The organism is Cupriavidus sp. 05L310 (assembly GCF_056398185.1).
In genome coordinates this window covers 55,617-78,010 of sequence record NZ_JBFTOX010000034.1, presented here as the reverse complement: position 1 = coordinate 78,010, position 22,394 = coordinate 55,617, and the positions used below count along the sequence as shown (strand labels likewise).

General features: G+C 64.2%; 20 protein-coding genes, 1 tRNA gene and 1 pseudogene. 14 read left to right on the top strand and 8 right to left on the bottom strand.

The window, feature by feature from the left end; all coding sequences use genetic code 11:
• Positions 1-112: 112 nt before the first annotated feature.
• The gene (locus AC1DS6_RS24210; RefSeq protein WP_441629307.1) at positions 113-712 is read left to right on the top strand and encodes a DUF2946 family protein; all 600 of its coding nucleotides are present in this window, start codon (positions 113-115) and stop codon (positions 710-712) included.
• Between the two features lie 37 nt (positions 713-749).
• On the opposite strand, the gene AC1DS6_RS24205 is transcribed toward AC1DS6_RS24210, so the two are convergent.
• Positions 750-2,504 carry a M48 family metallopeptidase gene (locus tag AC1DS6_RS24205; protein WP_477103317.1) on the bottom strand — a complete coding sequence of 585 codons (1,755 nt, stop codon included), beginning with the start codon at positions 2,502-2,504 and terminating at the stop codon, positions 750-752.
• A 204-nt stretch (positions 2,505-2,708) separates the two neighbouring features.
• Here AC1DS6_RS24205 and moaC point away from each other — a divergent pair, with 204 nt between their 5' ends.
• The 4 genes from moaC (at position 2,709) to AC1DS6_RS24185 (ending at position 5,980) form a co-directional block, all read left to right on the top strand.
• Positions 2,709-3,191 carry a cyclic pyranopterin monophosphate synthase MoaC gene (gene moaC, locus AC1DS6_RS24200; RefSeq protein WP_441629305.1) on the top strand — a complete coding sequence of 161 codons (483 nt, stop codon included), beginning with the start codon at positions 2,709-2,711 and terminating at the stop codon, positions 3,189-3,191.
• 400 nt (positions 3,192-3,591) lie between these two features.
• On the top strand, positions 3,592-4,137 hold the full coding sequence (locus tag AC1DS6_RS24195; protein WP_441629303.1) for a Cache 3/Cache 2 fusion domain-containing protein: 546 nt from the start codon (positions 3,592-3,594) through the stop codon (positions 4,135-4,137).
• A gap of 743 nt (positions 4,138-4,880) precedes the next feature.
• Positions 4,881-5,363 carry a hypothetical protein gene (locus tag AC1DS6_RS24190; protein ID WP_441629301.1) on the top strand — a complete coding sequence of 161 codons (483 nt, stop codon included), beginning with the start codon at positions 4,881-4,883 and terminating at the stop codon, positions 5,361-5,363.
• An 83-nt stretch (positions 5,364-5,446) separates the two neighbouring features.
• Positions 5,447-5,980, top strand: a complete 534-nt coding sequence (locus AC1DS6_RS24185; RefSeq protein WP_441629299.1) for a YMGG-like glycine zipper-containing protein — start codon at positions 5,447-5,449, stop codon at positions 5,978-5,980.
• A gap of 79 nt (positions 5,981-6,059) precedes the next feature.
• Here the strand turns inward: AC1DS6_RS24185 and AC1DS6_RS24180 are convergent, their stop codons facing one another.
• The 7 genes from AC1DS6_RS24180 to recA form a co-directional block, all read right to left on the bottom strand.
• The gene (locus tag AC1DS6_RS24180) at positions 6,060-7,907 is read right to left on the bottom strand and encodes a PglL family O-oligosaccharyltransferase (protein WP_441629297.1); all 1,848 of its coding nucleotides are present in this window, start codon (positions 7,905-7,907) and stop codon (positions 6,060-6,062) included.
• A 158-nt stretch (positions 7,908-8,065) separates the two neighbouring features.
• The gene (locus tag AC1DS6_RS24175; protein WP_276291409.1) at positions 8,066-8,761 is read right to left on the bottom strand and encodes a TerC family protein; all 696 of its coding nucleotides are present in this window, start codon (positions 8,759-8,761) and stop codon (positions 8,066-8,068) included.
• Between the two features lie 305 nt (positions 8,762-9,066).
• Positions 9,067-9,948, bottom strand: a complete 882-nt coding sequence (gene sucD, locus AC1DS6_RS24170; RefSeq protein WP_035869320.1) for a succinate--CoA ligase subunit alpha — start codon at positions 9,946-9,948, stop codon at positions 9,067-9,069.
• A gap of 81 nt (positions 9,949-10,029) precedes the next feature.
• Complete coding sequence (gene sucC / locus AC1DS6_RS24165; protein ID WP_441629294.1) at positions 10,030-11,196, bottom strand: ADP-forming succinate--CoA ligase subunit beta; 1,167 nt, start codon at positions 11,194-11,196, stop codon at positions 10,030-10,032.
• A 68-nt stretch (positions 11,197-11,264) separates the two neighbouring features.
• Complete coding sequence (locus AC1DS6_RS24160) at positions 11,265-11,939, bottom strand: DUF2889 domain-containing protein (RefSeq protein WP_441629292.1); 675 nt, start codon at positions 11,937-11,939, stop codon at positions 11,265-11,267.
• A gap of 300 nt (positions 11,940-12,239) precedes the next feature.
• Positions 12,240-12,707 carry a recombination regulator RecX gene (gene recX, locus AC1DS6_RS24155; RefSeq protein WP_035869328.1) on the bottom strand — a complete coding sequence of 156 codons (468 nt, stop codon included), beginning with the start codon at positions 12,705-12,707 and terminating at the stop codon, positions 12,240-12,242.
• A gap of 138 nt (positions 12,708-12,845) precedes the next feature.
• Complete coding sequence (gene recA, locus AC1DS6_RS24150; protein ID WP_045237253.1) at positions 12,846-13,913, bottom strand: recombinase RecA; 1,068 nt, start codon at positions 13,911-13,913, stop codon at positions 12,846-12,848.
• Between the two features lie 310 nt (positions 13,914-14,223).
• Between recA and AC1DS6_RS24145 the strand changes: the two genes are divergently transcribed.
• The 9 genes and pseudogenes from AC1DS6_RS24145 to AC1DS6_RS24105 all read left to right on the top strand — a co-directional run bounded on the left by AC1DS6_RS24145 (position 14,224) and on the right by AC1DS6_RS24105 (position 22,303).
• Positions 14,224-14,910 carry a response regulator gene (locus tag AC1DS6_RS24145; protein ID WP_035869333.1) on the top strand — a complete coding sequence of 229 codons (687 nt, stop codon included), beginning with the start codon at positions 14,224-14,226 and terminating at the stop codon, positions 14,908-14,910.
• 97 nt (positions 14,911-15,007) lie between these two features.
• On the top strand, positions 15,008-16,564 hold the full coding sequence (locus tag AC1DS6_RS24140; RefSeq protein ID WP_477103311.1) for a sensor histidine kinase N-terminal domain-containing protein: 1,557 nt from the start codon (positions 15,008-15,010) through the stop codon (positions 16,562-16,564).
• Entirely contained in the window at positions 16,561-16,878 is a 318-nt protein-coding gene (locus AC1DS6_RS24135; RefSeq protein WP_441629286.1) for a DUF4212 domain-containing protein, read from the top strand. The genes AC1DS6_RS24140 and AC1DS6_RS24135 overlap by 4 nt, the downstream gene beginning before the upstream one ends.
• Positions 16,879-17,135: 257 nt before the next feature.
• A complete protein-coding gene (locus tag AC1DS6_RS24130) occupies positions 17,136-18,836 on the top strand; it encodes an MFS transporter (protein WP_477103310.1) in 1,701 nt (566 codons plus the stop codon).
• Positions 18,837-19,018: 182 nt separating this feature from the next.
• A tRNA-Met gene (locus AC1DS6_RS24125) sits at positions 19,019-19,095 on the top strand.
• 103 nt (positions 19,096-19,198) lie between these two features.
• A pseudogene (locus tag AC1DS6_RS24120) lies at positions 19,199-19,360 on the top strand (ParA family protein); the annotation flags it as partial.
• 20 nt (positions 19,361-19,380) lie between these two features.
• Positions 19,381-19,794 carry a hypothetical protein gene (locus AC1DS6_RS24115; RefSeq protein WP_477103309.1) on the top strand — a complete coding sequence of 138 codons (414 nt, stop codon included), beginning with the start codon at positions 19,381-19,383 and terminating at the stop codon, positions 19,792-19,794.
• A complete protein-coding gene (locus AC1DS6_RS24110) occupies positions 19,787-20,239 on the top strand; it encodes a calcium-binding protein (RefSeq protein ID WP_477103308.1) in 453 nt (150 codons plus the stop codon). Before AC1DS6_RS24115 ends, AC1DS6_RS24110 begins: the two co-directional genes overlap by 8 nt.
• Before the next feature lie 384 nt (positions 20,240-20,623).
• Positions 20,624-22,303, top strand: coding sequence for an ABC-F family ATP-binding cassette domain-containing protein (locus AC1DS6_RS24105; RefSeq protein ID WP_441629278.1), 1,680 nt, complete (start codon positions 20,624-20,626; stop codon positions 22,301-22,303).
• Positions 22,304-22,394 lie beyond the last annotated feature (91 nt).

Genomic DNA, 22,394 nt, shown 5'->3' with positions numbered 1-22,394 from the left:
AGCCCCGCACACCCGTTGCGAACGGATGGCAAACCCGGGCGGCCACCTGAATGAATGCGAGCGGGATGCCCTTCATGGACGGCATGAACGGCCCCGCAAGGAGACAGCGACGATGGATGACACAGTCAAGCAAGCAATGGCCCGCTGGCCCAACGTCCCCAACTGCTACGGCTGGCTGGCGCTGGACCGGCGCGGGCAATGGCGCATGCGCAACGAGTACGCCCAGCAGCACGGCCTGTCCGGCGACCCGATCCGGCACGAAGCGCTGATCGCGTTTATCGAGCGCAACTACCAGCACGACGAGCGCGGTGCCTGGTACTTCCAGAACGGCCCGCAGCGCGTGTTCGTGTCGCTGGCCTACGCGCCGTGGATCGCGCGGCTGCATCAGGGCCAGCTGCGGACCACATCGCAGCACGCCTTCGCGCTGCGCGCCTGCCATGCGGACGAGCATGGCAATGTGCTGCTGGTCGGCGAGGTGGAAGGAGAGAGCGGGAATGCGGGCAAGCCGCAGGTCGCGCTGCTGCACGACCATGACCTCGATGCCTTCAGCAGCGCCTGCACCTGGCACGGTGAGGCGTGCGGCGGCAATCTCGGCGTGTTTCATTTCAACGGTACCGACGTGGCGATCGAACCGATTGTCGAAGACGAGGTGCCGACGCGCTACGGCTTCGTGCGCCAGCCGCTGCCGCCCGCGGGCGAGCAGGCCGCCTGAGCGGCGGCGGCGGGAACAGCGGTAGCGGGCGTGGCCGTCAGTTAGGCATGCTCTTGCTGTCCTGCTTCTCTTCGCGGAACTGGCGCTCCAGCTGGTGCAGGCGCGCATCGACCTCCGACAGCGTGTAGAAATCGCCATCGCCCGCCTTGCGCGCGATCTGCAACTGCTCGATGGCGGCCTGGTAGGCGCCATCGACCGCATACTTCTCCGCCAGCGCCTGGTGCTGCTGTACACGCCGGCCCTGCGCGGCATAGGCCCGCGCCAGCATGTCCCACCACTCGGAACGCGCGACCTCTTCGCGCGTGCGTTCGCGCAGGAAGGTCACCGCCTGGTCCGTCCGGCCGGCACCGAGCAAGGTCGCCGCGTAGCTCAGCGCCACCGCGTGCGACAGCGGAAACGCCTTCATCGATACCATGGCCTGATTCAGCGCATCCTGCTGCCGGCCCTGCGCGCGCGCCAGCTCGATCGCCATCACATCGAGCATGGCGCTGCCGGAAGTGGCGCCGGGAATATTGCCGTACAGCCGGCGGGCTTCGGCCAGGAACTGCTCCGCGGCAGCGTTGCGGCCCAGCCGCTGCTCGGCGAAAGCCATCCCGTAATACAGCGCCGGCAAGCGCACCGGTGAAGCTGCCGCCAGTTGCGTCTGCAGCGCGGCACGCACGTTCTGCAGGTCGCTAGGCGTGGTTTCCTGGATGATGCGCGCACGCATGCGAGCGAACTCGTATTCCGGGGTATTTGGCACCTTGCGCACCGCCACATGGCTTACGCGGTCCTGCATGTCGGCGATCCGCTCCGAGGTGAGCGGGTGGGTGCGCACGTAGGCCGGCACCGAATTCTCCGAGATGCCCATCACCCGCTGCAGCCGCTTGAAGAAGTCAGGCATGCCCTGCGGATCGAAGCCGGCGGCGGTCATGATCTGGAACCCGACCCGGTCGGCCTCCCGTTCCGCCCCGCGCGAGAACGACAACTGGTTGGAGATGGCGGCCGCCTGCCCGCCCATGGCCAGCGCCGCGGCCGCATCGCCGCTCTTGGTGGCCGCCAGTCCCGCGAGCACCATCGATGCCAGCGCGATCCACATCGACTGGTCCTGCGTGGTGATGCCGCGCGCGATATGCCGCTGCATCACGTGGCCGATTTCGTGGCCGAGCACCGAAGCCAGCTCGGACTCGGTATCCGACTGCACCAGCAGGCCGGTGTGCACGCCGATGTACCCGCCCGGCAGCGCAAAGGCATTGATGGTACGGTCGCGCACCGCGAACAGCTCGAAGCCGGTCGCAAAGGTGCCGGCACCGTTGGAGCCGGAGATGTTCTGCCGGCGCGCCGCCTGCACCAGGCGATAACCAAGCATGTTCAGGTAATCGGCCAGCAGCGGATCCGACACATAGTCCGGATCGCGCCGGATATCGCGCATGATGCGATCGCCCAGGCGCTTTTCCATATCGGGCGTCAGCGACGCCGTGGACGGGTCTCCCAGGTCGGGCAACTGCGCGCCGTTGGTCTCTACCACCGTGTTGTTGCTGCGCAGCCCGAATTCGGACTTCTGCCCCGCCTTGACGCTGCGGTTCAGGTTGTCGTAGACCTGGTCGCTGCCACCGCCATCCGTCCCCGTGGTGGCGGCTGCGGCGGTGCGCGCGGGATCGTTCAGCAACACGCGCTGCTGGGGCCAGGCGGGTAACGCCATCGTCAGCGCCAACAGTGCCGCCAGCGAACGGCGCGCAAAGCGCCCCGGTTTCGCGGACGCGCGCAGGGGTACGGCCGCGGGAACGGCATCGGCATGGCGCACGGGGCCCATGCGAGATTTGAGGCGCGCCTGTCGGGCGGGCGAGGAGAGCGCTCCGGCGAGCGTTTGGTTCTTGCGCATATTGCTATGATAGCGGCCTCCGGAGGCCATTCCCACCGGGCATCGCCCGGTCTTGCCACGCCCTGCCCCGGCTAGCGCGGCAAATGCGGCGGACGCCTCCGCCACGCTTTCCTCTCGACTCCGCAGGTCCATGCCATGAGCCAGCTCACCCATTTCGATTCAGCCGGACAAGCCCATATGGTAGACGTCGGCGCCAAGGCCCATAGCCACCGCGTGGCCGTGGCCACCGGCACCATCACCATGCTGCCCGCCACATTCGCGCTCGTGCGGGACGGCACCGCCAAGAAAGGCGATGTGCTCGGCATTGCCCGCGTGGCCGCCATCATGGCCACCAAGCGCACCTCCGACCTGATCCCGCTATGCCACCCGATCTCGCTCACCAAGGTAGCGGTGGACTATGCGCTGGACGAAGCCAGCGGCACCATCCGCTGCACCGTGCGCACCGAGACGCACGGCCAGACCGGCGTGGAGATGGAAGCGCTGACCGGCGTGCAGGTGGCCCTGCTGACCATCTATGACATGTGCAAGGCGGTGGACCGGGGGATGGTGATGGGGGATGTGAAGTTGCTGGAGAAGCATGGGGGGAAGTCGGGGGACTGGGTGGCCGGCGACAGTTAAGCGATTGTTTTATAAGCCTTAGCCTGACGCACGTCATCACCCGCCCTGCTGACCAATTGCCTCATTGCCTTGACGGCAACGGATGCCATGGAGTGACGCAGAATCGATTTTGACCAAATTTTCTCCAAATGGTCACGGGAGATGGAATCGATGCGGCATTGGGAACAAGCGGCAGGCACGGGTTTCGCGCAACGGATTTCCACCGGAAGCAACGACTTCGATCGCGCCCAATTCGTTGAAATTCCCGCTGTCCCCAAGTAATGGTCTCCATAAGTGCTATTTGCCATCGTGCTGGTAAGCAAATCACGGCAACCTATACTCCAGACGGATGAATGGGCAATCGATCCTGTCCCGGGGATGTTGCCGCCCCGTTGCATCGGCAATCCTGTTCGGAGATGACATGATGCCGAATGTAAAGCGGACGAATTTCATTTTACGCTGGGTTGTCCTGGCGGCACATGGAATTGCATTCTCGATTTTTCTCCCCACCGTGGGTCACGCACAATCGGTGGACAACGTCAGATACGCCATGGTGCTGTTGAAGATGAAAGTGCTCAATTTGGGCGCACCGGCGATCAAAGGAGAAGAAGCCGTTGCCGGAAAACCCGCACCGGCCTTGTATTTTGGCGCTAACAAGATGAACAATAACTTTGCCGTGGTTGACGATGTGAAAAACACGGTGGGCGGTACCGCAACGCTATTCGTGAAGAGCGGTGAGGAATTCATCCGTGTGGCAACGAATGTGCAGAAAGACGATGGGTCGCGCGCCATTGGCACCGTACTCGATCCCAACGGCAAGGCTATCGCGGCAATTCGCGGCGGTGGCGCGTACTATGGCGATGCCGACATTCTCGGAAAGTCCTATATCACAGGCTATGAACCGATACAGGATCCCCTTGGCAGAGTCATCGGCATCTACTACGTAGGTTATCTCAAGGCGCAGTGAGTCTGCGTAGGCTCTACTTTATACCCCGCGTCGCCACCCCGGCGACGCGGGGCCCCGAAAGCCCGCTCACAGTAGGCGACACTACCGGCAATGGTCTGAACACTACTCCGAAAAAGCGCTATCCACGATAGCTTTCGGCCAAATTCCCAGGCATTCCGAATAGCACACTAAGCCTTGCTTCTACTTAAGGCACTTCCACCACACTTTCCCCTGACCAGCAATCTATTTCCAGATTTTGTCGGGATGCGCGCGACGCCATTATGGTCCGACGAAATTCCCTTATCAAATCCAAGAACCATCTCCTTGGACGGATCCGATCGAACAATGATTTTCCTGGTATCCAGTTCGATGCCATCAAAATTACCAACAACATCGGTTATCCCCAAGACACAAACGATTGACGGACCGCAGGAGCCCGTTACGTTCTTGGTTTCGACTTCATCCAGGGATTTCTCCCCTCTGCGCTTGCAGGGCGGGCGGTGGCCCACAGCAATCAAAGATGGATCCCGCCGGATCTCTGGCGCGCGCCTGCAAGTATCCGATCCGCATCACAGCCCCCCGCCTCTCTTATCCGCCATGACACACGCTTACGCCGTGGCCCCTTCCGCTGTAACAAGCGTAACGCCGCATTTCGCCAGCAGGGGGCACCGCGCCACATGCGTCAAATTGGTATTCAATGCAGTTAAGGGGGTGCAGGTGCAGCCCCGCGGGACATCGTTCCGCATCGATCCAGGGTGAGCAACATGAACGGGCGTAGGGTTGGCCAGCTTTTGCTGGTGTTGGCGGCGCTGAGTGCGGGCGGGACGGCCCTGGCAGGCGGCGGCCACGGTGGAGGCGGCGGCGGCGGACATGGCGGGGGAGGCTGGCACGGGGGCGGCGGCTGGCACGGCGGCGGTGGCTGGCATGGCGGCTGGCACGGGAGCGTGGGGATCTATGTCGGGCCCGGCTTTGGGTATGGATACGGTTGGGGCTACCCCTACTCCCCCTACTACTACCCTCCTGGCTACTACTATCCGCCCGCGGCAGTGGGAGTGCCGAGTTCTCCACCGCAATACATAGAGCAGGGCCAGGACGGATCGTGGGAAATGAACAGCGGCGCTGTCGCGGCACCGGCGCCCCGGCAGGAGGCGTACTGGTATCACTGCGCCAGGCCGGATGGCTACTATCCGTATATCAAGGCGTGCCCCGGCGGCTGGCAGAAGGTTCCAGCGCAGCCACCCGCCTAGCGCCTGGAGCGCGCGTTTCCAACCTGCGGCGCGCAGCACCGCTGTGTGCGATGTTTCGATGACCGAGGTACCGAGGTGCCGAGATGAAAGCCTTTGACCGTCCCAGCTTGCCTGGACTCCCGATCTTGCTGAGCCTGCCGCTGGCAGCGCTTGTTCTGGCCGGCTGTGCCGTGATGCCCAGCGGTCCCAGTGTGATGGTGCTGCCAGGCACCGGCAAGAACTTCGACCAGTTCCGGGCCGACGACTATGCCTGCCGCCAGTTCGCCTTCGGCCAGGTGGGCGGCGTGACCGCAAACCAGGCGGCAACCAACAGCGCGGTCGGCAGCGCCGCGGTCGGCACCGCGCTGGGAGCGGCAGCGGGTGCGGCGTTCAATGGCGGCTCCGGCGCGGCAGTGGGTGCGGGCATCGGCCTGCTCACCGGCGCGGCGATCGGCTCGAGTAATGCCCAATACGCCGGCTACGGCAGCCAGCGCCAGTACGACGCTGCTTATGTGCAGTGCATGTACGCCAGCGGTCATCGGGTGCCGGTCTACGGCAATATGGCGGCGGCCCCGCGGCCTGCCGCCCCGACTTACTACTATCCGCCGCCCCCTCCGGGCTACTACCCGCCGCAGTAACCCTGCGAGCCCCGGCCCGGGGTGCCGCAGCCGCGTACGGGCAGACTCCGCGCGCCGCGATCCGCCCGCCGTGGAGCGCTTATTCCGGCTTGCCCTTGTTGCGCGCCTTCACCCAGTCGCAGAAATCGCGCGGCCGCGCCGCCGCGTCGACTTCGGCGCAGAAGCGGGCCAGTTCGGCGAACTGGTTTGCCTCGTCGCCAGCAAAGTAGAAATGCAGGCGCTCCAGCCATGCGCGGCCCTGAACGGGATCGCCGCTCAAGGCCAGCAGCCAGGCGGTGCGGGCAATCAGCGTAGGCGTGGGCAGCAGGTGGACGGCGGCGATATGGGGCGCCAGCAGCTGCGCTGCATTCTCCGGCGTGATCCTGGCATCCTCGGTCGCATCCGCCGCGGCGGCCTGGCGAAACCAGAAATGCGGCATCGGCAGCGCTTTCCGGTGTTCGTCACGCGCATATTCGCGTGCCTCGGCACGCCGGTAGTCCTGCCACATGGTGGCAAGGATGACGGTCGTAGCGCCGATGAACGCCCCAACGGCCAGCACGGCAAGCCAGCGCGGCGTGCGCACGCGGCCGAACCCCGAGGGCTCCAGCCAGCCCAGCATGAAGCAGAACGGCAGCATGAAATACAGGTAGTGCAGCGGGTACTCCAGCATCGAATGTGCGCATAGCATCGCCAGCCACGTGAGCACCACCACCGTCTGCGCCCGGTCCGGCCCGTCTCCAAGCCACAGCCGCCGGTGCGCTACACGCCATAGCCACGCCAGCAATGAGAGCACGACACCGGCGGTGCCGACCAGGCCCGTTTTCGCCAGCAGGTCCAGCAGCGCGTTGTGCGCATGCAGGGACATTTCCACCGTCACGCCGACTTGCGCCAGCTGCTGGAACTGCGCCCAGCCGAACTCGCCCCAGCTCACCCCCAGCCAGGGATGCGCGCGGAACATTGCCCAGGCGTGGGACCACAGCGCCCCGCGCGCCGACACCTGGTCGGCTTGCCCCAACTGCGCCAGCGTATCGAACAGGCGCCAGTCGAAGACGTGCCCGGCGCTCTTCATCAGCGGCTGCAGGATCACCAGCACCACCACCATCGCCACCGCGGCGAAGGCAAGCCCGGCTGGCCGGCTCATGGGGTTGTGACCGGCATGGCCCGGACGTTGCATCGCACCCGGCCCGTCCCGCCCTGCCCCGCGCGCCATCCATGCGGCGAGCAATGCGTAGGCCGAGGCCAGCCCGACATGGAGGACACCGGTGCGCGATCCGGACAACACGATACCGCTCTCCAGCAACAGCACCGCCGCCAGCCAGGCTGGTGGTCGCAGCCAGCCGCGCGCGGCCAGCCACACGGCTGCCGCAAGCGCCAGGCCCTCAACCGTGGCCTGGTGATTGGGCTGGTTGAGGTTGCCCCACAGGCGTCGGTTGTCGTCGTAGAAGTAGGTGGAGACCATCCCGAACGTGTCGGACTCCAGGCCGAAGACCTGGACCCACTGCGCCAGCGTGCCGAGCAATCCGGCCACCAGCCAGGCAATCGCGAGCGCATCGGTCATCGCCTGGCGCTCGAGCGGAGACGCTGTCCGGCCTTGCCGCCAGGCTGCCCATATCACTGCGGCGGCAAGCGCGAGCACGAGTTCGGTGATCAGCCGGCTGCCCGACAGGTCCCTCATGCCGGTTAGCCCTTGCGTGACGCCGGTGGCGATCAGCCAGAGGGCAAATACGACGATCCACGGGAACTGAGCGGGAACGTCCCGATAAGCGAGCCCCGAGGCTTGCGGGTTTGCCACGGCAGCAAGCGCGATGACGGCCAGCGCGAACAGCAATGCCGAGGCCCATTCGCCATAGAAAGTGGCAATGGGGAGCGTGTGACGGGAGACCAGTAGCGGCGCAATCAGTGCGACGGCGAGGAAGCTGAGAGGTATGGCTGACCGGGAGGGCAGCATGCGGGGCGCCTTGTTATGCCTTGTTGGCAAAAGGCGGATGATAGCTCGGGGAGCAGGCAAAGAAAAAGCGCCCGAAGGCGCTTTTTCTTTCCGGACGGGCCGCACGCTGCCGTGCGGCCCGTCCATCGACAGACCGTCTGCCGACGGACTATTGTCCGTCAGGCCGGTTGTACCGACCGTTTCTGCAGCAGCTTGCCCACCACCACCACCAGCGCCGCGCCGATTGCGCCAAACACCAGGTGCGCATGCGGCACATGCATCTCGAACCACGCGGCGTCCACCGGATCGCTCACCAGCATCTCGCCTGCCAGGTAGCCCAGCAGCGCCGCGCCCAGCACGATGATGATGGGGAAGCGGTCCATGACCTTGAGCAGGATGGTGCTGCCGAACACGATCAGGGGAATCGACAGGCCCAGGCCAACGATCAGCAGCATCAGCTGGCTGCCTTCCGGCCCCTTCTGCGCCGCGGCGGCCACGGCCACCACGTTGTCGAGCGACATCACCAGGTCGGCGATCAGGATGGTGCGGATCGCGGACCAGATATTGTCCTTGGCGTCGTGGCCGTCCTCGTCGTCTTCGCCGGTCAGCAGCTGCACGCCGATGTAGACCAGCAGCAAGGCGCCGACGATCTTCAGGTAAGGCAGGCTCAGCAGCTTGACCGCGGCCACCGTCAGCACCACACGCATGATGATGGCGGCGGCACTGCCCCAGAAGATGGCTTTCTTCTGCTGGGCGGGCGGCAGGTTGCGGGAGGCCAGTGCGATCACCACGGCGTTGTCGCCGGAGAGCACGATGTTGGTCAGGATGATGGATCCCAACGCGATCCAGAACGCAGTGGAGGACAGCAGTTCCACGGTAAAGCTCCTCGAGTTTCTAAATTATGATTCGAACGCCACATATGTACCGATTATCACCGGTGCTTACGGAATTTCGGATGTCTGAGTCTTCAGACATGAAGATTTACCGTATCAAGCTTTCGATTCGGTTTCAATCGGCATGTCGCGCGCCTCCGGAGATACCCTAGGTGACTGGCGCTCCAGAATGAGATGCCCCCGCACGGAGGCGGGGGCATCGAGGTCCGATGTGCGGTTGCAGTCATGCAGCCGCACCGGCTCCGGCAATCTCTCCCGCCCGCGGGCGGAAAAGCTGCTGTTCGGTATTACAGGATCGACTTGAGCAGGCGAGCCATTTCCGACGGATTCTTGGTGACCTTGATACCGCAGGCTTCCATGATTTCCAGCTTGGCTTGCGCCGTGTCGGCACCGCCCGAGATCAGCGCGCCGGCGTGGCCCATGCGCTTGCCCGGAGGCGCGGTCACGCCAGCGATAAAGCCAACCACCGGCTTCTTCATGTTTTCCTTGATCCAGTAAGCCGCGTTGGCTTCGTCCGGGCCACCGATTTCGCCGATCATGACCACGGCGTCCGTTTCGGGATCGTCGTTGAACATCTTCATGATGTCGATGTGCTTCAGGCCGTTGATGGGGTCGCCACCAATGCCCACTGCCGACGACTGGCCCATGCCCAGCGCGGTCAGCTGACCCACCGCTTCATAGGTCAGCGTGCCCGAGCGCGACACCACGCCGATGCGGCCCTTGCGGTGGATGTGGCCCGGCATGATGCCGATCTTGATTTCATCAGGCGTGATCAGGCCCGGGCAGTTGGGTCCGAGCAGCAAGGTCTTCTTGTTGCCCTTCACCATCTTGTCCTTGAGCTCCATCATGTCGCGCACGGGGATGCCTTCGGTGATGCAGACCACCAGGTCCAGGTCAGCGTCAACGGCTTCCCAGATCGCGGCAGCGGCGCCGGCGGGCGGCACGTAGATCACGGAAACGGTGGCGCCCGTCGATGCCTTGGCATCCTTGACGCTGGCGTAGATGGGAATGCCTTCGAAGTCTTCGCCGGCTTTCTTCGGGTTCACGCCGGCAACGAAGCAGTTCTTGCCGTTGGCGTAGTCGCGGCAGCCACGGGTGTGGAACTGGCCGGTCTTACCGGTGATGCCCTGGGTGATGACCTTGGTGTCTTTATTGATCAGAATCGACATGCTGTAATCCTTTGCTTGGCTCAAAGCAGCGCGCGAAGGCCTGGCCCCGGCGCGCTGCTGGCGTTCGTGTTCGCGTCTGGCTTACTTGCCCGCGGCAGCGGCCACGACCTTCTGGGCGGCTTCTTCCATGGTGTCGGCCGCGATGATGGGCAGGCCCGAGTCGGCCAGCATCTTCTTGCCGATCTCTTCGTTGGTACCCTTCATGCGCACGACCAGCGGCACGGACAGCGACACGGCCTTGGATGCAGCGATCACGCCTTCGGCGATCACGTCGCAACGCATGATGCCGCCGAAGATGTTGACCAGGATGGCCTTCAGGTTCGGGTTCTTGAGCATCAGCTTGAAGGCTTCGGTCACCTTCTCGGTGGTGGCACCGCCGCCCACGTCGAGGAAGTTGGCCGGCTCGCCGCCGAACAACTTGATGGTGTCCATGGTGGCCATGGCCAAGCCGGCGCCGTTCACCAGGCAGCCGATATTGCCGTCCAGCGAGATGTAGGCCAGGTCGAACTTCGAAGCTTCGATTTCAGCCGGATCTTCTTCGTCCAGGTCGCGGTAAGCGACGATTTCCGGGTGACGGAACAGGGCGTTGGAGTCGAAGTTGAACTTGGCGTCGAGCGCGATCACCTTGCCGTCGCCGGTCAGGATCAGCGGGTTGATTTCAGCCAGCGAGGCGTCCGTGTCCCAGAATGCCTTGTACAGGCCTTGCAGGGCCTGGCGGGCTTGCGCCACGCTTGCGTCGGGCACGCCGATCTTGCGGGCGATGTCGTCAGCGTCCGCGTCGAGCAGGCCGGCCGACGGATCGATGATCAGCGTGTGGATCTTTTCCGGGCTGTGGGCAGCGACTTCTTCGATGTCCATGCCGCCTTCGCTGGAGGCCATCAGGGCCACCTTTTGCGAAACGCGATCGACGACCAGGCTGACGTACAGTTCCTTCTTGATGTCCGCGCCTTCTTCGATCAGCAGGCGGTTGACCTTCTTGCCTTCCGGGCCGGTCTGGTGCGTGACCAGCGTCATGCCCAGGATGTTGCTGGCGTAGGTCTTGACCTCGTCGATGCTCTTGGCCACCTTCACGCCGCCACCCTTGCCGCGGCCGCCCGCGTGGATCTGCGCTTTGACGACCCATACCGGGCCGCCCAGTTGTTCAGCAGCCTTCAGGGCCTCATCGACCGAGAACGCGGGGATGCCGCGCGGAACCGGCACATTGTATTTGCGCAGGATTTCCTTGCCTTGGTACTCATGGATATTCATGCGTGTTTCCTTTCGGGTAGGCGTAAAAAGTGGAGATGGAATCTCGGCGGATAGCAGGCCGGCCTGGCTTAGCCAGAGGTGCCGGTAGGCCTGCGGGACGTGGCGCCGCCATCGGTGGCGGCGAGCGCCTCCGAAGGTTGCGCCGCCGGGATCGGCGACCCTTCGGTCTTGATCCTCGGCTTTGGCTGGTGACCATACCAGCGCGGGTAAAACTGGCGCACCACCTCACCTTCGAAATGCAGGGCATGGCAGCCGTGCAACTGGTAAGGCGGTTCGGGATTGGTGTCTTCGGTGCCGGCGTCACGGATATTGAACACGTCGCCGGCAAAGGCCTGGATCGCGGTGGTCGGCAGCACGCCGGCCAGCTCGGTCAGGTGGGTGCAGCCCGACACGCCGGACAGGCGCTCTTTCACCGCCTTGCGGAAACCCTTCATCAGGTTCAGGCCGATCAGCTTGCGATAGGCCGGGCCGATGGTGTCGCACTGGCCGGGATACGGTACCCAGTCGGAACAGGCGTCGGCGTCCACGACGTTCATGCGCAGGTCAATGGTGATGCGCAGCCACAAATCATGCAGCGGCTCGCCCAACGGGCGCACGCCACCACCGGCAAGCGGGATCTCGCGGGGCTTGGTGTCGGTCAGGCGCGCTTCGATATCCCATAGGCCATCGTCCCTAAGATAGGCCTCGGCCGTGATGGCACGGCGGTGGCGCAGGGCGCGATTGACGGGCGGGGAAAGCGGCATAACACCAGGCAGGAGCGGGAGAAAAGGACGGCTGGGCCGGAAAACCGCAGGATTTTAACATGCCGGACAACTTTGGCCGGGAACAAACTGCACCCAGGGCTGTTGCCGGGAATTGTCGTGTGACGGGCAAGCGCTGTGGAGCGTCAAAATGCGCGGATGCGCGGGACTGAACCGGTGCCCGGATCACATGCGGTCAGCGCGGAATACGCCTACTGGCAAAACAGGTATGCGCACCGCGCCGGTGCAAGACGCCATCGCGGCATCACTTCGGACCGCGATCCGGCAGGTCCGCCCACGGCATCAATCGCTGCCGTCCAGCCACTCATCCGCCCCCTTGATCACCTGGCTCACCACCGAGCGGGAAAAACCGCGCGCCACCAGAAAGCGGATCTGCCTGGCCTTTTCCTCGGGCGTGGCGGGTGGCGTGCCGAAACGCTTCTGCCAGACCGCGCGGCCACGCTCCAGTTCGGAGCCGCGCAGGCGCTCCTGCAGGTCGGCGAGCTGTTCGCCGCCGAGCTGGTGGGTGCGGGCTTCCTGCATGACGCGGGCGGCGCCATAGCGGCTGGCGCGCCGGTGCACCAGGCTATCGACGAAGCGCTCGTTGGACAGCCAGTTCTCGCGCTCCAGCGCATCCAGCAATTGCTCAAGGGCTTCGGGCGATTCGGCGTGCGGGGCCAGCTTGCGTGCCAGCTCCGCCCGGCTGTGCTCGCGCCGCGACAGGTAGCCTACGGCGCGGGCCTTCAGGGAAAGAGGGGGACGGGTGGCCATGAGGATGGAGCTCGGCAGTGTGAGCTCGACATCGAGCTGTGAAAATGCGCTTCAAAAACGCAAACCGGGGCGGCGCGCGTCGCTGCGCGTGCCGCCCCGGGCGGGGTTCGCGGCCGGGAGCGCCCCGGCCGGCGAAGCTCAGTCTTCGGCGGTGGCCACAGCGGCGGCCGGCGTGCCATTCATCAGCACCACGCCCAGCGATTCGCGCACCTTGTTTTCGATCTCGTCGGCGATATCGGGATTTTCGCGCAGGTATTCACGCGCGTTGTCCTTGCCCTGGCCGATCTTCTCGCCCTTGTAGCTGTACCAGGCGCCGGACTTCTCGACGATCTTGGCGTCCACGCCCAGGTCGATGATTTCGCCCTGGCGCGAGATGCCCTGGCCATACAGGATGTCGAAGAAGGCTTCGCGGAACGGCGGCGAGACCTTGTTCTTGACCACCTTGACCTTGGTTTCGTTGCCGATCACCTCGTCGCCCTTCTTGATCGAGCCGATGCGGCGGATATCCAGGCGCACCGAGGCGTAGAACTTCAGCGCATTGCCGCCGGTGGTGGTTTCGGGCGAACCGAACATCACGCCGATCTTCATGCGGATCTGGTTGATGAAGATCACCAGGCAGTTGGTGCGCTTGATGGTGCCGGTCAGCTTGCGCAACGCCTGGCTCATCAGGCGGGCCTGCAGGCCAGGCAGCGAATCGCCCATCTCGCCTTCGATTTCGGCCTTGGGCACCAGGGCCGCCACCGAGTCGATCACGATCAGGTCGACCGAGCCCGAGCGCACCAGCGCATCGGTGATTTCCAGGGCCTGCTCGCCGGTGTCCGGCTGGGAGATCAGCAGATCGCCAACCGCCACGCCCAGCTTGCTGGCGTAGTTGACGTCGAGCGCATGCTCGGCGTCGATAAAGGCGCAGGTGCCGCCCAGCTTCTGCATCTCGGCCACGACCTGCAGCGTCAGGGTGGTCTTGCCCGAGGATTCCGGACCGTAGATTTCCACCACGCGGCCGCGCGGCAGGCCGCCAACGCCCAGCGCGATGTCCAGGCCCAGCGAGCCGGTGGACACGACCTGGATATCCTGCTCGACTTCGGCATCGCCCATTTTCATGATCGAGCCCTTGCCGAACTGCTTCTCGATCTGGGCCAGCGCGGCCGCCAGCGCCTTCTGCTTTTCGGCGCTTACGCCAGCACTCGCCTTCTTGCCGTCATCCATGGTCGTCCTTCCGTCAATGGTGTATAAATAGGCCGCATGTGGCGCGCCACCCGCTTTTTTCGGGCAACCGCCCAGCCCGCGCCGCGCCGCGAACTCCTGATGACGATGAACCTGGCAGCAGGGGCAAACATTGGGGCGAACGTTCGGTAAAAAACCAGTACAAATTCGGTAAAGCCCGGTTTGCATCGGAGACAAATCGAATGCGACCGGCATAAGCGGGTACTGTATAAAAAAACAGTATGCTTGGCAAGTCCCGCCCGCGTCATTTGATGGAAAGGGGCGACACAGCCGGGCCAGGGTGGAGACAACCATGCGTATTCTGATCGCCGAAGATGACGATGTGCTGGCAGATGGCCTGACGCGCTCGCTACGTCACTCGGGCTATGCCGTCGACCATGTGGCCAGCGGGGTCGAAGCCGATTCCGCGCTGTCGACCCAGACCTTCGACCTGCTGATCCTCGATCTCGGCCTGCCGCGCATGCCGGGGCTGGAAGTGCTCAAGCGGCTGCGCACGCGCGGCGCCATGCTGCCGGTGCTGATCCTGACCGCGGCCGATGGCGTTGACGAACGTGTCAAGGGCCTGGACCTGGGCGCCGACGACTACATGGCCAAGCCCTTCGCGCTCTCGGAGCTGGAAGCGCGGGTGCGCGCGCTGGTGCGGCGCGGCACGGGCGGCGGCGCCACGCTGACCCACCACGGCCCGCTCGCCTTCGACCAGGTCGGCCGCATCGCCTACCTGAACGATCAGATGCTGGATCTCTCGGCGCGCGAAGTGGGATTGCTGGAGATCCTGCTCACCCGCACCGGGCGGCTGGTGTCGAAGGAGCAGCTGGTCGACCACCTGTGCGAATGGGGCGAGGAAGTCAGCAACAACGCCATCGAAGTCTACGTGCACCGGCTGCGCAAGAAGATCGAGGTGGGTGGCATCCGCATTGCCACGGTACGCGGGCTGGGCTACTGCCTGGAGAAATTCCAGGCCGCCGTGGCGCACGACTAGGAGTCGCCATTAGAATCGGAATCAGCAACAGAACCCGCGCCATCCTTGCTTCATTGCCTGCCGGCCACGCCGCCAGGCCCTGCCACACCTTTTCCCAATGAGCCTGCTGCGACTGCCCCGGCGGCGCCAGCGGCCCGCGCGCGCCGCCCCTCCTCCCTCCGCGCCTGACGAGATCGTCAGCGACGAAGCGCTGGCCGGGGCCCTGCCACACCTTGAAGACAGCGCCGGCCACCCGTCGCCGCGCTCGCTGTTCGGCGAGATCCTGGACTGGATGCTGGCGCCGCTGCTCCTGCTGTGGCCGATGAGCATTGCGGTGACTTACCTGGTGGCAAAATCGATCGCCAACGGCCCTTTCGACCGCTCGCTGGAAGCCAGCGCCATTGTGCTCTCGCAGCAGGTGCGCGAGGTCAACGGGCGCGTCACGCTGCAACTGCCGCTGTCCGCGCGCGAGATCCTGCGCGCCGATGAAACCGACAATATCTACTACCAGGTGGTGGGCACGCATGGCGAATTCGTCGCCGGCGACAACGACATGCCGCTGCCAGGCGAAGACGACCGCGGCCATGCCGGGCTGGTCTCGCTGCGCGACGACCGCATCGCGGGCAACGACGTGCGCGTGGCCTACACCTATGTCGATCTCGAGCAGGGCGGCGACGCGCAGCCGGTGTTGGTGCAGGTTGGCGAAACCCTCGACAAGCGCGCGCGCCTGGCCAACGAAATCATCAAGGGCGTGATCCTGCCGCAGTTCGTGATCCTGCCGCTGGCGGTGGTGCTGGTGTGGTTCGGCCTGACGCGCGGGCTGGCCCCGCTGACCGCGATCCAGCAGCGCATCCGCGCACGCAATCCCGGTGACACCAGCCCCATCGACGAACACGCCGCACCGCAGGAAATCACGCCGCTGGTGGCCTCGTTCAACGACCTGCTGGCGCGGCTCGACGTTTCCGTGCAGACGCAAAAGCGCTTTATCGCCGATGCCGCCCACCAGATGAAAACGCCGCTGGCCGGGCTGCGCATGCAGGCGGAACTGGCGCAGCGCGAACAGTCGCCGGAGGAACTGCGCAAATCGCTGGCGCAGATCGCCGGCAGCTCGGAGCGCGCCGCCCACATGGTGACGCAGCTGCTGTCGCTGGCACGCATGGAAAACCTGGCCGGCGCGGGCAACATGGCGCCGCTTGATCTGGCCGCCCTGGCGCGCGAAGTGGTCAAGGACTGGTTGCCGCAGGCCTGGGCGCGCCGCATCGATCTGGGCGTGGATGCCGACGACCACCCCGTGATGGTGCAAGGCAACCGCCTGATGCTGACGGAGATGCTCAACAACCTGATCGACAACGCCATCCGCTACACGCCCGCGGATGGCCACGCTACCGTGCGGGTCAGCGCCGATGCATTCGAGCCTTTCGCGTATCTCGAAGTGGAAGACACCGGGCCCGGCATCCCGGTGTCCGAACGCGAGCGCGTGATGGAGCGGTTCTACCGCGTACTCGGCACCAAGACCCAGGGCAGTGGCCTGGGCCTGGCCATCGTGCGAGAGATCGTGCAGCAGCATGGCGGCGACGTCAGCATTCTCGACCACGTCTACCAGACGGAGCCGCGCCTGGCCGGCGCCTGCTTCCGCATTACGCTGCGCCGGCCCTCCATCCTGGAGCCAGCATGAACGATCCCGATCACACACGCGGCGGGCGCGACCAGGCCGACCAGTCCGAACGGCGCGCCTGGCATCGCAACCTGCGCTGGATCGCCGTGCTGCTGTCGATCTGGTTCGTGGTCACCTTCGGCGTGGCCTGGTTCGCCCGCGAGCTGCGCTTCGATTTCTTCGGCTGGCCCTTCTCCTTCTGGGTCGGCGCGCAGGGGGCGCTGGTCGTCTACGTCCTGATGGCGGCGCTATATGCCTGGCGCATGAACCGCGACAATGACGAAGATGCCGACAACGGTGGCGCGCCCGCCCGGCAGCATGACGATGCTGCATAGCAAGAAATACAGACGCGCCCCTTAACACTGGTTCCGGTGCGATTTTCCGCGGCCGCGCGCGTCGCGGCGCAGCAATGCCAAGCCCGTTTTTTGCCTAGCGTATACCCCGAGCACTTTGCGGCGTACGGCGCGGAAATTGTCAGAACGCAGTAAGTTTCACCACCCACAATCCATTGCAACTTCGGAGGTAATCGTGCGTGCTAGAGCTGGAGCGCGCATGCGGCCCCGAAAGATTCCGATCACAAACGGAGGAGACAATGGCTAATGCACAGAACGTGGCGGTGCCCGGAAGCAGCGCCCAGAGCTCGGCAATGACCGCCGAAGAGAGGAAGGTGATTTTTGCCTCCTCGCTCGGCACGGTGTTCGAGTGGTACGACTTTTACCTTTACGGTTCGCTGGCGGCCATCATCGCCAAGCAGTTCTTCGCCGGGCTGGATCCGACCGCGGCCTTCATCTTCGCGCTGCTCGCCTTTGCCGCTGGCTTTATCGTGCGCCCGTTCGGCGCGCTGGTATTCGGCCGCCTGGGTGACATGATCGGGCGCAAGTACACCTTCCTGGTGACAATCCTGATCATGGGGGTCTCGACCTTCATCGTGGGCCTGTTGCCGGGCTTCAACACCATTGGCTGGGCCGCCCCGATCATCCTGATCGGGCTGCGCATGCTACAGGGCCTCGCGCTCGGCGGCGAGTACGGCGGTGCTGCCACCTATGTGGCCGAGCACGCGCCGCACGGCAAGCGCGGCGCGTACACGGCCTGGATCCAGACCACCGCCACGCTCGGCCTGTTCCTGTCGCTGATCGTGATCCTGGTGTGCCGCAACCTGACCGGTCCGAACTTCGACGTATGGGGCTGGCGCATTCCGTTCCTCGTTTCGATCCTGCTGCTCGGCGTATCGGTGTATATCCGCCTGTCGATGAGCGAATCGCCCGCCTTCCAGAAAATGAAGGCCGAGGGCAAGACCTCCAAGGCACCGCTGACCGAGTCGTTCGGCCAGTGGCGCAACCTGAAGATCGTGATCCTGGCGCTGGTGGGCCTGACCGCCGGCCAGGCCGTGGTCTGGTACACGGGCCAGTTCTACTCGCTGTTCTTCCTGACCCAGGTGCTGAAGGTCGACGCCACCACCGCCAACCTGCTGATCGCGGGCGCCCTGGTGATCGGCACGCCCTTCTTCATCTTCTTCGGCTCGCTGTCGGACAAGGTTGGCCGCAAGTGGATCATCATGGCCGGCTGCGCGCTGGCGATGCTGACCTACTTCCCGCTGTTCAAGGCCCTCACCCACTACGCCAACCCGGCGCTGGAACGCGCGCAGCAAAGCGCCCAGATCGTGGTGACCGCTGATCCGAAGCAATGCTCCTTCCAGGGCAGCCCGATCGCCCGCGAAATCGATTTCCGCAGCTCCTGCGACATCGTCAAGCGGACCCTGGCACAAGCCTCTGCCAGCTATGAAGTCGTGGAAGCCCCGGCCGGCACGGTGGCATCGGTGAAGATCGGCGACAAGGAGATTGCCTCCTTCAACGCCGCACTGGTACCGGCGGGCCACAGCTTCGACGACGCCAGCAAGAAACAGATCGCCGCGTTCAAGAAGCAGGTGGGCGAATCGATGGCCTCGGCCGGCTACCCGACCAAGGCGGACCCCGCGCAGATGAACACCATCATGGTGCTGGTGATCCTCGTCATCCTGGTGATCTACGTGACCATGGTGTACGGCCCGATCGCGGCCATGCTGGTGGAAATGTTCCCGACCCGGATCCGCTACACCTCGATGTCGCTGCCGTATCACATCGGCAATGGCTGGTTCGGCGGCCTGCTGCCCACCATCTCGTTTGCCCTGGTGGCCCAGAACGGCAACATCTACTACGGGCTCTGGTACCCGATCATCATCGCTGGCATCACCCTGGTCATCGGCTCGCTGTTCATCCGCGAAACCAAGGATGTGAACATCTACGCCAACGACTGATCCTGGCATCCAGGGCAACGAGCTCATGCACGACTGATCCGGTAATCAGTCGCTCCACCCGGCGGGCCACAAGGTCCGCCGGTTTTTTTTTGGGCGCGGCGAAGGCGCCTTGCACCCCCACAAAGTTTTTAGGAGAGGGTGTTGACAGGTCCAAATCCACATGTATAATAGCGGTCTTCGTTGGCGAATTAGCTCAGTCGGTTAGAGCGACGGAATCATAATCCGCAGGTCCGGGGTTCGAATCCCTGATTCGCCACCAGTATTTCTGTAGGAAATCAGTACTTGCCAGCCCCTTCAGGCCTCAGACCTGAAGGGGCTTTGCTTTTGGCCCTCCCGAAGTTTTCACTTTCGGAGCGCCAGCAATGATCAAGTTCTGCATGTTGTCCACCAAGGGCGGGGTCGGCAAGACCACGCTCGCCGCCTCCCTCGGCGGTCTGCTCGCCGATATGGGTCTGCGCGTCCTCCTCATCGACGCCGATATCCAGCCCTCCCTCTCCAAGTGCTACCCCGGATCCTGGAGAGCCGCCGGCACCTGCATATCGGCATGACCGCCAGCTACGTCGCCGACGATCTCATCCAGCCGCTGCGGCAGGGCCGTATCCTCGAGCTGCGGCAGACGCAGGCCGTGGTCGAGGACACCGCCACGCGCCGGCGCTGGGCCTTGCCCTATGCCGCGGTCATCGCCGATGCCACCGCTGCGGCCCAACCGTCACCGCAAACCTCTCCATCCCCGCCCCGTGCGCAACGTGCTGACTTCATGGTTGGTGACACGGTGGCCTTCACGGATCAGCACTTGCACGAGCGCATCGGCACCATCGTACGCATCAGCCAGAAGACTGCTTCTGTGCAGTGCAATCCCGATGAGGCCACTGGCGTGTCTCGTTTGCACTTCTGCACAAGGTCGTCGACCTCTGAGCTTCCAGCCTTCCATCAACATCTGTACGACAAACATGTCTAAACGCAAGATCGAGCCGGACCGCGAACAGCGAATCGAGATGGAGGTGGTCGTCGACGCCTACAACTCAGAGGAGCGGTCTATGGCATGGTACGACTACCTCGAGGAGCAACTCACCATTCCGTTTGAAGCTGAGGTTCGCAAGAGATCGCCAACCTCACCGCTCAGCCCCGGCGACCGGGCTCAGGTGATCGCAATAGCGCCGGAGGAAGTGTGCGAGACTGAAGCCTTCATGTGCATACGATGGAACAAGCGCAAGCTTGCTGTACCACTAGCGCAACTCGTGCCACTGGCGAGCGACGAGCTGACGCAGCAGTATTCCAAAGTCAACATGGGCTCTGCTGACGGATACGTTTCAATCGCAGATGACGCTGCATATGAGCCAGTGCCGGACAATCGATTTCACTGGCTACCTCGGGTATGGCCGCTTCCCATCTTCGAGGAATAGATCGATAAGCATCAGATTCAGAACAGACGGAAGGTCGCCGCGCCCCACACTGCATCAATCCGGGACGCGCAAATGCGGCTTAATTTGTAGCCGATGAGCCGCCGTTTGGCTCGATGCGACTCAATGAACGTCCACGGAAGACTCTGAACTTCGATACACCGGCTGAACGATTCCATCAATCCGTTGCATCGACCGGTTGAATCCTCAGTCCAAGAGCCGTCATTCACCGCTATGTTCGCCGGCCCCGCAGCCGGTACGCCCGGTGCGCCAGGGCCTGCCTTGCTTTGTGGCCGGTGGGCGCCGCAAAGCGCAAGCGGCTCAGAAAAGAGACAGCCCTGCGCGTCCGGTCGGCTATCATGCTGATCCTCTCCGAAGTGGCTCCTTATGATTTCCGTCCGTAATGTCACGCTGCGCCGCGGCGTCAATGTCGTACTCGACCGCGCGTCCGTCACTTTCACCCCCGGAGAAAAGATTGGTCTTGTCGGCCGCAATGGCGCCGGCAAGTCATCCTTCTTCGGCCTTCTCAACGGCACGCTGCACGAAGACAGCGGCGAGTTCTCGATTCCCGCCGCATGGAAGATGGGCCAGGTCGCGCAGGAGATGCCGGAGACCGAGCAGAGCGCGACCGACTTCGTAGTCGAGGGTGACACCGGGCTGCTGGCCGCGCAGGCCGAAGTAGCCGCCGCCGAGGCCAGCGACGACGGCATGCGCATGGCGCACGCCTACATGGCCCTGCACGACGCCGGTGCACACGATGCCCCCGCACGTGCCCAAGCGCTGATCCTCGGCCTTGGCTTCAGTGCTGAGCAGCTTAGCCAGCCGGTCAACAGTTTCTCCGGCGGCTGGCGCATGCGACTGCAGCTGGCGCGCGCGCTCATGTGCCCGTCCGACCTGCTGCTGCTCGACGAGCCGACCAATCACCTCGACCTCGACGCGCTGGTCTGGCTGGAAGCCTGGCTCAAGCGCTATCAAGGAACCCTGGTAATGATCAGCCACGACCGCGAATTCCTCGACGCGGTGACGCAGGTGACGGTGCACGTCGACAACGCCAAGCTCGTGCGTTATGGCGGCAACTACAGCAAGTTCGAAGACATGCGCGCTGAGCAGCTCGTGTTGCAGCAGGCCGCGATGGCCAAGCAGGTGGAAAAGATCGCCCACCTGCAGAAATTCATCGACCGTTTCAAGGCCAAGGCCTCGAAGGCGAAGCAGGCGCAGAGCCGGGTCAAGGCGCTCGAACGCATGGAGAAGATCGCACCGGTGCTTGCCGATGCGGAGTTCAACTTCGAGTTCAAGGAGCCCCTCAACGTCCCGAACCCGCTGTTGTCGATGCTGGACGCGAGCTTCGGCTACCCCGCGCCGGCCGGCGCACTGCCGGGCACGCCGCCCACGGTCATCGTGCGGGGCATCAACCGTTCCGTGCTGGCAGGGCAGCGCATCGGCATTCTCGGTGCCAACGGCCAAGGCAAGTCCACGCTGGTGAAGACGGTGGCGCACGCGCTGGCGCCGATTGCCGGTGAAATCAGCGAAGGCAAAGGCCTGAACATCGGCTACTTCGCACAGCAGGAACTCGACGTGCTGCGCCCGCTCGACACGCCGCTGGAACACATGATCCGCCTTGCCAAAGAGACGCCGGCGCACATGCGCGCCCCTGGCCAGAGTGGCACCGAACAATCGCTTCGCACCTTCCTCGGCACATTCAGCTTCAGCGGCGACATGGTCCATCAGGCGGTTGGCACGATGAGCGGCGGCGAAAAGGCGCGGCTCGTGTTGTGCATGATCGTGTGGCAGCGTCCCAACCTGCTGCTGCTCGACGAGCCTACCAACCACCTCGACCTGGCCACACGCGAAGCGCTAGCCATGGCGCTCAACGAATTCGAAGGCACGGTGATGCTGGTCAGTCACGACCGGGCCCTGCTGCGCGCCGTATGCGACGAGTTCTGGCTGGTCACCAAGGGCGGCGTCGAGCCCTTCGACGGCGATCTGGACGATTACCAGCAGTTTCTGCGCGACGAAGCGCGTCGCATGCGCGAGCAGGCTGCCGCAGAGCAGAAGGTCTTCGCCTGAGATTTACCGCTGGCGGGCGGCGGGCGTTGCATGGGAGGCGAAGCGCGGACGTTCGCCAAGGACTTCAGCAATCGTGCGGACCGGCGCGCCA